Here is a 14,495-nt window from a genome sequence, read left to right as displayed (position 1 = left end):
GCTCTAGGTCAAGTATTGCTACTCAACTTGCCGCTCGACTTGCATGTATTAGGCCTGCCGCTAGCGTTCATCCTGAGCCAGGATCAAACTCTCCATTGTAAAGTTAGTTCCGACTTATATTCCTATAGTCATTTTATTTTCTATAGAATCTCAGGTGCAAGAATAGAATCTTGCTTGCTTAATTTTCTTTCGTCTTCACTATTTCAAAGAACATTTGCTTCTCGTTGAAGCTTTGTTCGAGGTCTTTTCCTCAAATGCGAGTGCAAATATGGCAGGTTGATTTTTCAAATCAAAAAGAAAAAACATTTTTTTTTTAAAATTTATTTTTTCTCTTTTTTTAACCCTTATCGACTGTCAACTTTTACTCTCTTTCCCCTCATTTGGGATTGCAAACTTAGTATGAGTTCCCGTATTTACCAAACAGCTCATTTAAAAAAAATGAAAGATTTTAGTAAAAAGCTGGAAACAAGGCCACTAATTTTCCTTAGGCTTTTTATACAAAGGAACCGTACTACATGGCTCCCCGTACATAATAGATTTAGCAGTGCTTTGAAGCATCCCCAGGACCTTACCATAAGCATATAAAGGCAAGGGATAATTACTGCAACCTTTGATTACGACTGGACGGTCGGCATACACAGCTACATCTAAAGACTGAATGGCTTGATCAAATAAGTACTGCTCTAAGTTATCTAGTCCCCCAATTACAAAAGGTACTGCAAGTGGCTGAAGGTAGGTTCCCACTAGAATGAATGCCCAATTAGGGACAATTGCATCTGCTGTACATGTGATAGCAACTGCCTTCCCTTTGTATTGAGACCAATCCATTGCCTTCAAAGCCTCTCGAAAATCCTTTTCTTTTAAGATTAGCTCTTGAAATAAAAAAGGTTTTAGATCAAATATCACCCGATCTCGCTTATCATAGAAATCTTCTAAGTCAATGGTTCGGATAGGACTATTGGCAACTCGATTGATAATTTCACTCATAGGAATAAAGGATTCTTCTTTGAAGCTAAAACCCTAAACTCTTTTAAGTAGTTCGGCTCGAAATAGGCTAAATCAGCAAAATCTTGACGGAGAAATTTCTCATAGGCCAACACACCTATGGAAGCAGCAGAGTTTTGCTCTACATGAAAGCGGGCATTGGGATGTTGAATCAGTTCTTGAAACTTACTTGAACCATCGCCTAAAAAGTGTACTTCTCCTTGCTCCAAATACTGCTGGAAAGAAGTTTCCTCCAAAATCAGTGGATGAACTTCTTCAACAAGATTCATATTTGGATCCAATACAGCGGTGTAAACCTCCATCCTTCTTGCATCGATCATGGGAACAATCCACGTATTTTCATCCGCAATGTAAGGCTTGGCTCTTTGTGCCAATGCTTGTAGGGTATCGACAGCTATCACTGGCTTGTCCAAAGCAAATGCTAAACCTTTCGCAACAGAGACTCCTATTCGAAGACCCGTATAAGAACCCGGGCCCGTTGAAACAGCGATGGCATCCAACTGGCTGGATGTAATATTTTCTAGCTTGAGTAATTGTTCTATGCTAAGCATTAATTGCCTAGCATGTGCATTTTCCTGATTGGATTCAAGGATATTCAGACATGCTCCATCCTTATGAATAGCCACAGAACATACTTGGGTAGCAGTCTCAATGGAAAGTATCAATGCCATAACTTATTTTGTTCTTGCAGTCAATAAGGTAGATAGCTGTTGAGGAGAATTCAGGATTTCAAGCGCAAGCTTTACATCTTCATCCCATCTTAAGGAAGATTCAACAACACCCTCTTGATAGAAGTACCTGGAAACAATCTCTTCTCTGATGGCACTCTTGATTTCATCTTTGAATGTCATTAAATCCTGCTCTTTGCTATGATTGATCTTAGTTTTCAATTGCTCGATTTCATCTTGGATTTTATCATAGGCACGCTCTCTTTTTGCATATCGCTCCAAGTCTTCAATGGATCGCTCCAAGAATGTAGTGTAATCGTATTCTTTATCCTCTAACCAAGCTACAAAATCAGCATACATGGCATCATCTATTTCAAATTTAGAAGGTGCCGCAATTTCTTCATTTTTTAAGAAAAACTTGTTCCCATAATCAAACACAAGATTTCTCGCCACCAAGCTAAAGGTGATTGGCGCAAATGTTCGGGATTCGATCATCTTATCTGGTTCAATACCTGCCCCGTCCCTAACAATCCTGCCATTTTTTGTGGTAAACTCATTTCTAAGTGAATCAGGAATGGAGTTGGAGTTACCGTTTTCATCCTTTTTACTGTAGTCAATGGCCTGTATACATCGTCCACTTGGGATGTAGTACTTCGCAGTAGTCACCTTAATTTGAGAGTTAAAAGACAAAGGAACTGTTGTCTGAACCAAGCCTTTACCAAAGGTCTTTCTTCCCACGAGAACAGCACGGTCATAATCCTGCAATGCTCCCGCTACAATTTCGGCAGCAGAAGCAGAACGCTCATTAATTAACACCACTAATGGAATATCCTTGTCAAGGGGACTTTTGGTGGTTTTATAAACTGAATTGGCATTTTGCATTTTACCCACTGTACGGACTACCTCTCTGCCTTTTGGGATAAATAGGTTGACAATCTCGACAGCTTCTTTCAAAATCCCACCAGGATTATCACGAACATCCAACACCAATCGCTCAATTCCTTGAGATTTCAAATCAATAAGCGCGTTCCTAACATCTGCTGCTGCATTGGTAGTAAAATCACTCAACTTGATATAACCAGTTTTATCATCCAACTTACCATAATATGGCACATTGCTGATGACAATTTTCCTTCTTGTCAAAGTCACTCCTAGCGTATCGTCTCCTCTTTTCACCTTTACAAAAACCTCTGTATTTGCAGGACCTTTCAATAGCCTGGAAATATCAGCCGTACTTTTGGAGATTACATTTACCGTATCTACTTGCAAAATTGCGTCACCTACACGAAGACCTCCAGCTTGGGCAGGGAATCCTTTATAGGGCATCAAAATCATATTTACACCTGTACGATTTCCAATCAATGCACCAACACCTCCATATTCACCGGTAGTCAATAATCGGAAATCATCTGAGTTTTCTTCCGGTATAAATTCAGTATACGGATCTAATTCCTCAAGCATGGCATTGATACCAATGGTTACCAACTCCTCCACATCAATTTCATCTACATAGTAGGAATCCAATTCCCGGATAAGGGCGGCGAAAATATCCAGATTTTTGGCTATGGTAAACAGTCTGTCATTTTTTATTACAAATGAAAAAGTGAGTGCTGATATGACCAAAATCAGCAGACCAGTAATTATTCTTTTATTTGTCAACTTTTGCATGGGTTTGCTTGGCAGGCGGTTGTTCATGATTGATTTTTTGAAGTACCTTGATGAGCTTGTGCTGGATTACATCAAAAGGCATTACTTCAGAAGAAACGAAAATTAGGCCAATTAGTTGATTTGTCCCAGCTTGAGCTGTTAAAATATGTTTATTCAACCGATACCCCTCTCGTATTCTGCGCTTGACGAGGTTTCGCTGTACTGCTTTTTTGATTTTCTTCTTTGAAACTGAAAAGAGTACTTGCGGTGCTTTCATCTCATCAGAAGGAAACTCATGCACCAAAACCTTGAAGGGATATAAAAAAAAAGAGGAACCTTTATCAAAAAGTTCCTTTATTGACTTTTGAGCATGTAACCTCTCTGACTTGGGAAGTTTAGTATTCATAGCATCAACGTTCACGTATCTAAGGTACGAAAAGTCAGGCTAGAATTACTTCTTCAACGTTTTTTCGTCAGATACAGTTAGCTTATGTCTTCCTTTAGCTCTTCTAGATCTGATCACTCTCTGACCATTACCAGTAGACATTCTTTGTCTGAATCCGTGCTTGTTTCTTCTTTTTCTACGAGAAGGTTGAAATGTTCTTTTCATGACGCTATGCTTTTATACAATTTATTCGATTCCGAGTATGTCCAATTGAGGATTCCCACAAAAGGACTGCAAAGATAGATAGCTTTTTTTTATTTACAAACCTGTGAATTACTTTTGTTTGAATCTGACCAACAAATCATGCATTATCATATCCAACGAAAGGCAATCCCAAGTCAATTTATCCAAGTTAGCCTAAGCATTTCCTCTTCCAAAGGAGAATGTTTGAAGCTACAATTGGGCGCTTGGAGGCCGGGACGCTATGAATTGGCAAATTACGCACAAAATATCCGGTTTTTCCAGGCAACTCAAGCAGGGAATCCTGTTCCCTTTAAAAAAACTTCCAAAGATTGCTGGGAAGTCTTCCCAAACAGCGCTAATGAAGTTCTCATTCAGTACGAATATTTTTGCAATCAAATGGATGCCGGAGGGAGTTGGTCAGATGATGAACAGTTGTATCTCAATTTTAGCAATTTTGCATTTGATCTACTTGGGCGCTCGGAAGAGGCCATCACTGTAAACCTAGATATCCCCTCAGATTATTCTATCGCCTGTGCACTTCCAATCCATGGCACCACCTTGAAAGCTAAAAATTATCAAGAGTTAATGGACAGCCCCCTCATTGCTTCCCCTACTCTTCAAGCGTTTTCGTACCAAATCGGCACCTCTCTTTTCAAGGTTTGGATTCAAGGAAAAATCTATTTTGACGTACCTGACTTTTTGCAGACGTTAAAAGAATTTAGTGAAACACAGATTCAAGGGTTTGGTGATTTCCCGGCTGCAACATACCATTTCATGTACCAGCTACTGCCATACAAGCATTACCATGGGGTAGAGCATCGTTATTCTACTGTCATCACTTTTGGACCTGATGAATCTTTACAAGAAACCCAACAAATGCAGGAATTAATAGGTGTAAGCTCGCATGAACTCTATCATTTTTGGAATGTCTGTAGAATACGACCAAGAGGCATTAGCCCCTATGACCTTTCCAAAGAGGTGTATCTCTCCGAGGGATTGGCTTTAGAGGGGATTACCACTTACATGGGAGATTTGATGTTACTTAAGTCAGGCTACTTTTCACTGGAGCAATATTTGAATGAACTACGCAAACAGATTCAAAAAGAGTCAGAAAGCTTTGGTTGGAGGAATCAATCCATTGTGGAATCCAGTTTTGATCTGTGGATAGATGGATACAAGGCAGGAATTCCTCACAAGAAAGTTAACATATATACTAGAGGGGCTTTGATAAGCTTCTGCTTGGATGTTTGTCTCGTGGAAAATGGAAGCAGCTTGCAAGCAATGATGCGAAAACTCTGGAATGAATATGGGAAAGAGGGCATTGGGTATACCTGGAAAGACTTCTTGGATGTACTTAGAGCTTACGGAAATTCAACAACAGATATAGAAAAGATTATTCAAGAGTTAATCCTGGGGAAAACCGATATCATCCCATTTTTAAAAACCGCCTTAGCTACCATTGGAGTTAATCTCAGTGAAAATTATCCCAACAATCCTTTACGGCACCAAGCGGGAATTATCATTGATTCCTCCCAATCTATCATCAGCATTCATCCTGATTCATCAGCAATTCATGAGTGTATGCTCAAGGATCAGGTTTTGGACTGGAACACGGATGAAGCATCAAAAAAAATATTCGCTACTATTCAACGCTATGGAAGAAAGCTTATCCTAGAAATCCCGCTTGAAGAAAATACTTACTTCCCTACTTGGAACTTAGAAATATCAACAAGCACTACAGTTCGTGATAAGTGGGAAAAAATCAATTAAAAAAAAAGGCCTCCGAAGAGGCCTTTTTTTTTAATTGAAGTCAGAATCTTTCAAAGTTGAATTGAAAGAAACTTCCTTTACAACAGTCTCCAACTCCATTGGAAGCATTGGACTTTTGATAGTCAATTTCATCGGAATTTTGACACCATCTTTTTCTTGGTAATTAGCATATGTAATATCGCCTGTAGCCTCAGAACTTGTCCTTAATTTTAGACCGGACTCCACGGAGTAGTACTCAACTGTTTTCATTCCATTGGGAGCAGTTATAATCAGTTTATGAGCATCTTCTTTTTTGATCTTTTCTGTTCCTTGAAGCTCTAAGGTGTACCCCATAGCCTCATATTGAGTTTCTGGGAAAGCATAGGTCTGAATTTTCAACATTTCTGCCATTTCATCCGGAATGGCTTGTTCTTGACCCATAGCCATTGCTTTAGCTTTTCCATCTTTAAAGATAGTTTTAGATGCAACATTTCCCATAAAGGAGGTTTCCTGCATCATACGATGATTTTCACTGTCAGCAACTGTCTTCATAACTAACGTAGCTCCTTGCAAGCTTGCTTCCATGACCATGATCGAATTTTTGATCTTAGCCACATTTTCCGCACCACCTACCGCTTGAATATACTTAGCAATAACAGAGGCTGGATCATTTTCAACTGTACCTGTACTTGCTTCGGTTGACTCCCCAATAGAAGCAAAACTTTGTGTAGCCAGGAAAGCTACCATTACCCAAAGTGATAAAAACTTTTTCATGAATGTGTAATAAAGGTTAGATGTTAAAGCTACAAAAAAGGGAGCATAACGCCCCCTTTTATTCAATTATTTAAAATCTTCAGCAGAAACAGCTGCATTGAATTCGATTTTTTCTACTCTAGTTTCCAAAGCCATTGGCAACATGGGAGATTTCATCACCATCAACATAGGATATTTCACACCGTCTACTTCTTTATACTCGCTGTAAGTCATTTCACCGGATTCAGCAGATTCTGTTTTGATTTTCAACCCACTTTCCACCGCAAAATAATGTGTCTGAGAAGTACCCATAGGATTTGAAACGATCAATTTATAGGCTTCTTGACCGTCAACGTCTTTGATACCATCCAAGACCAAGGTATAACCAAGATCATCGAAGTGAATTTCCGGGATTAGGAACATACTCATTTTAATAGCTTCCGCCATTTCATCATTCATCGGCAACTCCTGACCATTAGCAGTAACGGACGCTTTACCGTTTACAACTGCTGTATTGGAAGCTACATTCCCCATCACAATCGTCTTTTGACTGAAAGACAGGTTAGGCTCATCAAACACAGAATTGATTTGTAACTTCATACCTTGGATCTCCGCTACTGACTCAACCTTGGAGGTTTTGATATTTCGAACATTAGCTGCACCACCGATTGCAGCAATATATGCATCAATCACATCCTGAGCTGTGATATCCTCGGACATGGCAATCTGACGCTCAGGCTCACCCGTGTTGGTGAATCGTTTCACTTCTCCGAATGCAAGTAAAGAGTTCGCTATTTCTGCACCGTTACCTACTACCGTAATGTACAAATTATCCGGTTTCAGATATTTCTTTGCCGCAGCATTGATATCTTCAACTGTCAAGGCATTCAACTGCTGTAGGTAAGTGCTGTAGAAATCCTTTGGCAAATTGTAACGCTCCGTGTTGATAGCAAAGTTGGCGATAGTAGAAGGAGACTCTAAAGATCTACCAAATGAACCACTCAAATTGGCTTTCGCAGCAATCAATTCTTCCTCTGTAATCCCATTATCTCGTAGATTTCTGATTTCATAGACCATTTCTACAATAGCCGAATCTGTAGCTGTTTGCTTCACACTGGCATTGGCACGGAAGCTTGTAACCAATTTATCAGAACCTATGGAAGAATACGCTCCATAAGTATAGCCTTTGTCCTCTCTTAAATTCATGAATAATCTAGAAGAAGATCCCCCACCCAAAATATAGTTCAAGACTCTTGAAGCAATATAGTCTGGATTTGTCAAATGCATTTCCATCGGATAAGTGATGTTCACTACTGATTGAACAGATGCTGCTCTATCCACGAACGCTACAAATGACTGCTCTGGGGCAGCTGGCTTTGCATAGCTTTTGGAAGGCACTGTACCTCTCTCCCATTTGCTAAAGTATTTGTTGACCAATTGTTGCGCTTCTGCCTTATTGATATTCCCCACGATTGCTAAGTATGCAATGTTTGGCTTGAAATACGTATTGTAGTATGCTTTGAAGTCGTCTACTGTCACATTGTTCAATGTAGCCTCCGTTTCATCTTCTCCATAAGGGTGATCAGAACCAAAGTTTAGTTTAGAAGCCAATCTGCTAGAAATTGCATTTGGATCATCTTTACTAGCAGCAAGACCTGTAATCGCTTGCTTTCTCAACTTGTCCAATTCTTCTTGAGGAAATACCGGATTGTACATGATATCACTCATTAATTCGAGTAATTTATCCTGATGCTTCTTCAAGGAAGATCCGAAAATAGAAGATGCTCCTGCACTGATACTCGCACCAATGAAGTCAATTTCTTGATCCAATTGATCCTTAGTACGGTTTTTAGTTCCGCCCATTTTCATGTCTCCGTACATGCCCAACATTCCGGATTTATCTCCTTCTAGAATCGGATCTCTATCCAAAACCAAAGAGAAGGCTACCCTTGGTAATTTATTGTTTTCCACTACGAATACCTTTAATCCATTTGGAAGGGTAAAGGAATCTGCATTCCCCAATTGGATTTCACGCGCTGGCGCGGGATCTGGATAACGGGAGCGATCAATCTGTGCTACGGCTAAATTGGCAAATGCAGCAAGTAAAATGAATATAAATAGTTTTTTCATGTCTTTCTTTCGTTAAAAACCTGCGTTGATTTATTATTCTCCTTGAGCTGATTTCGGTAAATAATACAATACTACCCTACCATCCAATGTCAAATACTCATTTGCTACACGCTGAAGATCTTCACGGGTCACTTTTCTGTACTGCTCAAGGGTATTATTGATATAATTGGTATCCCCAAAGAATACTCTTGCTTCTGCTAAGTTTTGCGCTATACCAGCCATAGAACTGTTTTGGCTGACGATATTGTTTTCAATGATATTTTGCAACTTCAAGAAATCATTTTCAGAAATACCATTTTTCTGTACTTGAGCCAATAAACCATCCATTTGATCTTCCAAATCCTTGGGTTCAACTCCCATATTGGTAATAGCATACATTAAGAATACACCACCATCTTCCAAATCCAATGGAATAGCAGCTACAGCTAATGCTTTTTGCTGTTTATCCACCAATTCTTTGGTCATCAGAGAAGAATTACCTCCGGTCAAATAGGTAGATAGCATGGACATCGCATAAGAATCAGGATGATTCTTCTTTGGCAAGTTGTATGCTTGGATGATCGCAGGAATTTGGATATTATCATAGACAATGTCTCTAGTCTCCTGTGTTTTTCTAGGTTCCGTTATATTGGGTCTATAAAAATCCGCAGGTCCTGTTGGAATTTCTTCAAAATAAGCTCTCACCCACTCCTCTGCCTGTGCATAATCAATATCACCTGCGATAGTTAAAACCGCATTATTTGGTACATAGTAAGCTTTGTGAAAATCCATAAACTCTTGAAGCTGTGCCGCATCCAAATGCTCCATGGAACCAATTACAGGCCACTGATACGGGTGTTTTTCAAACGCACGCTTCATCGTCTCCGGAAGAATCGTTCCATAAGGACGGTTATCGTAAGACTGTCTTTTTTCTTCCTTGATTACTTCACGCTGTGTATCCACACCAATTTGGTCAATTTTTGGATGTAGCATACGCTCAGACTCCATATACAAGGCTGTCTCCAATTGATTGGATGGTACAATCTCATAGTAATAGGTGATGTCGTTAGAAGTAAAAGCATTTAAGGTACCTCCAATCGCCTGAATTTTATTCATGTATTCACCGCGCGGGATATTCTCTGTTCCTTCAAACAATAAATGCTCAAAGAAATGCGCAAAACCAGTACGGTCAGGACGCTCATTTTTAGACCCTACGTGATATAATACCGACACCGCTACGATCGGTGTACTGTTGTCCTGATGCATGATGACATGCAGACCATTGTCCAAGGTAATCTCCTTGAACTCGATTTTTGTCTGAGCCCAACTGAGTGAACTCACCAAAAAGGCCAGAGAGAAAAAAAGCGTAAACTTTCGCATATATGATAAATTTAGGTTTATAGAATTAGTACTTATTTGAATTAATTTTGTTTAATCGTCCGTTATCGAACAATATTTTTGAAATTATATGAGTTGAGCATCAATAATTGTTCAAAACTATACCAGATTGTTCAAAAGACTCATGTTTTAACAAGTATTAAGAGTCTTGATTTCCTAATGAAAGATTCCTAAGGACAAGGATCACATTGAACACTTTTCCAACCTTCCATAAAATCATGATATACTCCTGAAAAATAGAGCGCAGCACCTGCAACCATGATTATCACGCCGATCCACAGCAATCGTTCTCTTTTTTTAGCAACAGACTTCATTCCTTTTTATTTTACTATTGAACAAATAAACTCGTGTACCGCTCTTAAAGCGAAACTATTAGTGACTTTGGAAAGACTAAAATATAAAATGGATTTTAAAATCAATCAGTGTGAAAAAAAATTAAACGTTTAAATTGACAATGCTACAATAATAATGAAAAAAAACCTTTGTTTTGTATTAATTGACTTCGATAGTTTCAATTAAAGTCAACTATTAGCGATTAATAGAATGAATCTAAACACCAAAAACTAGCTATTTTTTCTGACTACTTTTCCTTATAAACTGAATTTTGGTGAAAATAAAATTGGCTGCCTTTAATAAAAGACAGCTAATCATGACTAGTGCAATGTGTCCCAGGTTTATGGATTCAATTTTGTCAAAATCTCTTTAGCCTCATGCCACTTGAGACGAGGACCAAACTGACTGACGATTCTAGAACTTGCCATAGAAGCCAACTTGCCACTCGATGCATAGCTGTGACCATTGGTGATTCCGTACATAAATGCACCAGCAAACATATCTCCTGCCCCATTGCTATCCACAGCGACAGTTTTGTAAGGTTCTATATCGATAAAGGTATCTCCATCAAAAATTATAGCTCCGTTTTTCCCCTGTGTGATAACAAAATGTTTTGCAGCCTTTTTCATCTCTTCTCTTGCTTCGGCCAAGGTTTCTTTTCCTGTAAACAACAAAGCTTCCTCCTCATTGGCAAACAATAAATCTACGCTTGGACCAATTACATCTTCAAAAGCATCTTTGAAATACTTCACCATAGCAGGGTCTGAGAATGTCAACGCTACCTTAGTACCTGCTTCCTCTGCAATTTTTTTCGCATGCATCATCGCCTCTTTCCCATTGGGAGAGGTTACCAAATACCCTTCTATAAATAAGTATTTGGAATCCTTGATAGCCGCTTCATTGACCTCAGCAACTGAAAAATTCTGAGTAATCCCCAAGAACGTATTCATCGTGCGCTCGGAATCATCCGTAACCATCACCAAACATTTCCCGGTGATACCTTCCTCCAACTTATCTGCTTGAAGATTATTATCGACACCCGAATCAGCCAAATCCTGCAAATAAAAGTGTCCCAATTCATCATTGGCAACCTTACAGCAGTAGTAAGACTTCCCTCCAAACTGACTTACGGCAATTACCGTGTTAGCAGCCGATCCACCACATTGCTTTTTAGCTTCTTTGGTGTTGATAACACTCATCAAGGAATTTTGACGCTCCTCATCTACCAGGGTCATCAAACCTTTTTCTACCTGATTATCCTCAAAGAATTTATCGCTTACTTTAAATTCTATGTCTACTAAGGCGTTACCCACACCTACTACATCGTATTTTTTCATATAGATTTGTTATTCACTTTCAAAAGAGGAAAGCCTCTGATTATTCAAATATCTTGTGCCGCTTGAATGGCTTTGACCTATCAAACAAATATCGATAGGTATGATGCGTCTTATAAATTGTGGCATTCAGTTGCTCACAGACACGCATCATTTTGGGATTGAAATCCCCTATCCAGTTCATCTCTATCGTCTCGTAGGTAAACCAATCATGCCGTGCAAATTTCTCATTGTATGCCATAATCATGGCAGAATCTACTCCTTTTCCTTGAAACTCAGGAATGACACCAAAAACCAACCCCAACATTTTATTGGGGGGGTTGAAGGTCTTATTATAGAGAAATTTAATTTTCCCCCAAAGGCCCAACTTCCCATCTACATACTTGAAGATTTGGTTGATTTCCGGAATATTGATGAAAAATGAAATTGGTTCACCTTTGTAAAATCCAAAATAAATCAGCCTGGGATCCATGATGGGCTTCATTTTCCCAAACATTAGCTGTGTTTCTTTCAATGTCAATGATTTCCCCATGTGCCTAGCCCAAGCCTTATTGTAGACTTCCATAAAATATTGGGGAGCTTTTTCTTTCAACTCCTTCCCTTCCATGTGTCTAAACTGGAAATCAGGTTCTTTCAGGATTTCATTGGCTCGAGCCACCATTTTCTCATCAAACCCCACTCCCTGCACAGGACGCATATAGGTGAATTGCTTGAAGTAAATCTGAAATCCATAAGCTTCGAAAAAGTCCTTGTAATAAGGAAAGTTCCAAGGCATATTGTAGTTAGGAGGAGAAAAACCCTCCACGAGTAAGCCCCACCACTTGTCACGCTCACCAAAGTTGACAGGACCATCCATCGCTTCCATCCCCTCTGACTCCAACCAAGCTTTAGCCGTATCAAATAAAAGAAAAGCTGCTTCCTGATGATTGATGCATTCAAAAAAACCTAAACCTCCGGTAGGTTGCTCTTCTTTCCACTTTGGATGAAGAAAAGCAGCAACTCTCCCGATCGTTTCATTCGTATCATTGAGTAACAACCAACGCTTGGCCTTTCCACCTAATCGAAACAACTTATTGGTTTCTGGATGGAATAAACCTTCAATATCCTTATCGAGGGGACGTATCCAGTTTTTCTCATGCTTGTATAGCCTTACAGCCATTTCCAAAAACTCTTTTTGTTGACCTGGATTGCTTACTTCAACAATTTTCATGCATTACTTTTGGTTAGGAAGGCCAAAAATAAGCATATAATCCGATAGTCCGAAGGTTGAAATGTGAAGTCAATGGAAAATCACCTGAAGAAGTAGCCAACTTGGATAGACCATGCACATTTGAACAGTTGCTCAAATGACGCTATATCCACTATTGATTTACCGTTAGCTAATGGTACTGGATGAAAACAACCTATTTAACTATTTGAAATAAATCCCCATAAAGCCCATCTTCCTTTTCCAAAGTGGTCAATTCTAAAGGTATCCATAATCCTTTTGAAAAAACAAAGCTCTTTGTCGGATCATACTTCCCTTTGGGAAGCATTTGATTGTACATAAGATTAAACTCCTCATCCAAAATAGACAAATACACTTCTCTGTTTTTCACTAAAAAAGTGTAGTAATCTTCCCCATCAGCTGACCTGTTCAATGCAGATTGAGAAAAGCGATAGTAAACTTTCCTGTAAGGGTCATAAATAAGCTTCAAGTAATTAGGAGACGAAAGAACCCACTCTTCAAAGTAACTTGTTGACCAAGTATCTCTGTTGGTCTGTGGTTCTGCATGCTGCTTACCTTCAAAGCTTTTTATCAGGATTTCCTTTTGACTTTTGGATGGAGCATCATAACTGACAATTGTAGGGGAAATGGAATATATATAAGCCAACCCATTCGAAGTCCCTGTTACACTTGGGAACGTGGTATAATTCAATGGAACACCTGTATATTCCTTTGGATGATAAATGGGAAGGCTCTCCCAATCACCTGATCTTACATCTATTTTACCAAATACCTTTCTTTTTTCTACTTGGCTTCTCTTTGCGAAATAATACAAAACAGATTGTGAACTCTCATCATAAAATAAATGGTCTGAGAATCCATCGTAGGGAAATTCGGTGTAAACCTCCGCTTTTATTGCATCAAGATTTTTAAATAACCTGACACTATGGAATTGGTTACCACTTTGGTCAGTAAGGAATAAAATATCTCCAGTTGAGAACAATAGAGAATCGGAATTGATATAGTAAAAAGTATTTGGATACATATCGAAATCAAATAAAAGACTTCTTTCAGTGGGAGTTCCGCCCAAAAGAGGGATTTTTACAACTTTTCTTTGATTGGGATCAAAACTGACTAACGTATCACTGTTAACATGATTTGGCATATCAAAAATCATGTAAGCAGCTCCGTCTAAAGGATAACTCGACACCTCAAGGGTTAAATCAAAATCACTTTTTACGCTGGATTGACAAGAAACCAACAATATGACACAATAAAAAGACAGTAAAATTCGCATAAAATAAAGTCGGGAGAGAAATCTCTCCCTATTAAAAACCATTAACAACTAGTAGTATGTGTTAAAGGACAATCTAATCCTTCAGACAAATACCTACATGCCCAATTTTGTTTTAGAGAACTACAAAACATTTGTCTCAATTTAACATCCCCAAAACCCGGATCCTCTACAGATTCCTGAGCAATTGATAAGTTTGGTACAGATATGCACATAGCGAATATCAAACCAATGAGTGCTCTTTTCATAATCAATATATTTTATATAAAATCACTAGTGTCCGACTAAAGTCGGCCATTAGTGAAAATTGTTTGAAAGGAATAAATATAGCTACTCTTTCTGTTATGAATGAAAAGTAAGCCCCTATGTT

General features: G+C 38.8%; 12 protein-coding genes and 1 rRNA gene. 1 reads left to right on the top strand and 12 read right to left on the bottom strand.

Going from position 1 to position 14,495, the window contains the following annotated elements:
• The 6 genes from IE080_RS18925 to rpmH form a co-directional block, all read right to left on the bottom strand.
• Window positions 1-99, bottom strand: a 16S ribosomal RNA gene (locus IE080_RS18925); the annotation flags it as partial.
• Window positions 100-474: 375 nt separating this feature from the next.
• A complete protein-coding gene (locus tag IE080_RS18920) occupies window positions 475-987 on the bottom strand; it encodes a DUF2480 family protein (protein ID WP_189586610.1) in 513 nt (170 codons plus the stop codon).
• Entirely contained in the window at window positions 984-1,676 is a 693-nt protein-coding gene (gene tsaB / locus IE080_RS18915) for a tRNA (adenosine(37)-N6)-threonylcarbamoyltransferase complex dimerization subunit type 1 TsaB (protein WP_189586607.1), read from the bottom strand. The genes IE080_RS18920 and tsaB overlap by 4 nt, the downstream gene beginning before the upstream one ends.
• A 3-nt stretch (window positions 1,677-1,679) precedes the next feature.
• Window positions 1,680-3,341: a S41 family peptidase gene (locus tag IE080_RS18910; RefSeq protein WP_189586604.1), complete on the bottom strand. Its 1,662-nt coding sequence runs from the start codon at window positions 3,339-3,341 to the stop codon at window positions 1,680-1,682.
• A complete protein-coding gene (gene rnpA, locus IE080_RS18905; RefSeq protein ID WP_189586601.1) occupies window positions 3,322-3,726 on the bottom strand; it encodes a ribonuclease P protein component in 405 nt (134 codons plus the stop codon). The genes IE080_RS18910 and rnpA overlap by 20 nt, the downstream gene beginning before the upstream one ends.
• A gap of 45 nt (window positions 3,727-3,771) precedes the next feature.
• Complete coding sequence (rpmH, locus tag IE080_RS18900; RefSeq protein WP_189586598.1) at window positions 3,772-3,930, bottom strand: 50S ribosomal protein L34; 159 nt, start codon at window positions 3,928-3,930, stop codon at window positions 3,772-3,774.
• A 138-nt stretch (window positions 3,931-4,068) separates the two neighbouring features.
• Between rpmH and IE080_RS18895 the strand changes: the two genes are divergently transcribed.
• Window positions 4,069-5,718: a M61 family metallopeptidase gene (locus IE080_RS18895; protein WP_189586595.1), complete on the top strand. Its 1,650-nt coding sequence runs from the start codon at window positions 4,069-4,071 to the stop codon at window positions 5,716-5,718.
• 30 nt (window positions 5,719-5,748) lie between these two features.
• Here IE080_RS18895 and IE080_RS18890 read toward each other — a convergent pair whose 3' ends face one another.
• The 6 genes from IE080_RS18890 to IE080_RS18865 all read right to left on the bottom strand — a co-directional run bounded on the left by IE080_RS18890 (window position 5,749) and on the right by IE080_RS18865 (window position 14,128).
• A complete protein-coding gene (locus tag IE080_RS18890) occupies window positions 5,749-6,471 on the bottom strand; it encodes a LolA-like protein (RefSeq protein ID WP_189586592.1) in 723 nt (240 codons plus the stop codon).
• A 66-nt stretch (window positions 6,472-6,537) separates the two neighbouring features.
• Window positions 6,538-8,580 carry an insulinase family protein gene (locus IE080_RS18885; protein ID WP_189586590.1) on the bottom strand — a complete coding sequence of 681 codons (2,043 nt, stop codon included), beginning with the start codon at window positions 8,578-8,580 and terminating at the stop codon, window positions 6,538-6,540.
• Between the two features lie 33 nt (window positions 8,581-8,613).
• A complete protein-coding gene (locus IE080_RS18880) occupies window positions 8,614-9,939 on the bottom strand; it encodes a M16 family metallopeptidase (RefSeq protein WP_189586587.1) in 1,326 nt (441 codons plus the stop codon).
• Between the two features lie 692 nt (window positions 9,940-10,631).
• Window positions 10,632-11,627 (bottom strand): adenosine kinase, encoded by a 996-nt coding sequence (locus tag IE080_RS18875; protein WP_189586584.1) that lies wholly within the window; start codon window positions 11,625-11,627, stop codon window positions 10,632-10,634.
• A 40-nt stretch (window positions 11,628-11,667) separates the two neighbouring features.
• Window positions 11,668-12,834 carry a hypothetical protein gene (locus IE080_RS18870; RefSeq protein WP_189586582.1) on the bottom strand — a complete coding sequence of 389 codons (1,167 nt, stop codon included), beginning with the start codon at window positions 12,832-12,834 and terminating at the stop codon, window positions 11,668-11,670.
• 193 nt (window positions 12,835-13,027) lie between these two features.
• Entirely contained in the window at window positions 13,028-14,128 is a 1,101-nt protein-coding gene (locus tag IE080_RS18865) for a DUF4221 family protein (RefSeq protein ID WP_189586579.1), read from the bottom strand.
• Between the last annotated feature and the right edge of the window lie 367 nt (window positions 14,129-14,495).

This window comes from Mongoliitalea lutea, from assembly GCF_014652135.1.
Taxonomy (GTDB): domain Bacteria; phylum Bacteroidota; class Bacteroidia; order Cytophagales; family Cyclobacteriaceae; genus Mongoliitalea; species Mongoliitalea lutea.
The sequence above is the reverse complement of the archived record's forward strand: the minus strand, read 5'-3'. Positions and strand labels throughout refer to the sequence as shown.

Coding starts and splice junctions, on each gene's coding strand:
- tsaB (WP_189586607.1), bottom strand. CDS start 1,676: ATGGCATTGATACTTTCCATTGAGACTGCTACCCAAGTATGTTCTGTG.
- IE080_RS18880 (WP_189586587.1), bottom strand. CDS start 9,939: ATGCGAAAGTTTACGCTTTTTTTCTCTCTGGCCTTTTTGGTGAGTTCA.
- IE080_RS18885 (WP_189586590.1), bottom strand. CDS start 8,580: ATGAAAAAACTATTTATATTCATTTTACTTGCTGCATTTGCCAATTTA.
- IE080_RS18890 (WP_189586592.1), bottom strand. CDS start 6,471: ATGAAAAAGTTTTTATCACTTTGGGTAATGGTAGCTTTCCTGGCTACA.
- IE080_RS18895 (WP_189586595.1), top strand. CDS start 4,069: ATGCATTATCATATCCAACGAAAGGCAATCCCAAGTCAATTTATCCAA.
- rnpA (WP_189586601.1), bottom strand. CDS start 3,726: ATGAATACTAAACTTCCCAAGTCAGAGAGGTTACATGCTCAAAAGTCA.
- IE080_RS18875 (WP_189586584.1), bottom strand. CDS start 11,627: ATGAAAAAATACGATGTAGTAGGTGTGGGTAACGCCTTAGTAGACATA.
- IE080_RS18920 (WP_189586610.1), bottom strand. CDS start 987: ATGAGTGAAATTATCAATCGAGTTGCCAATAGTCCTATCCGAACCATT.
- rpmH (WP_189586598.1), bottom strand. CDS start 3,930: ATGAAAAGAACATTTCAACCTTCTCGTAGAAAAAGAAGAAACAAGCAC.
- IE080_RS18910 (WP_189586604.1), bottom strand. CDS start 3,341: ATGCAAAAGTTGACAAATAAAAGAATAATTACTGGTCTGCTGATTTTG.
- IE080_RS18865 (WP_189586579.1), bottom strand. CDS start 14,128: ATGCGAATTTTACTGTCTTTTTATTGTGTCATATTGTTGGTTTCTTGT.
- IE080_RS18870 (WP_189586582.1), bottom strand. CDS start 12,834: ATGAAAATTGTTGAAGTAAGCAATCCAGGTCAACAAAAAGAGTTTTTG.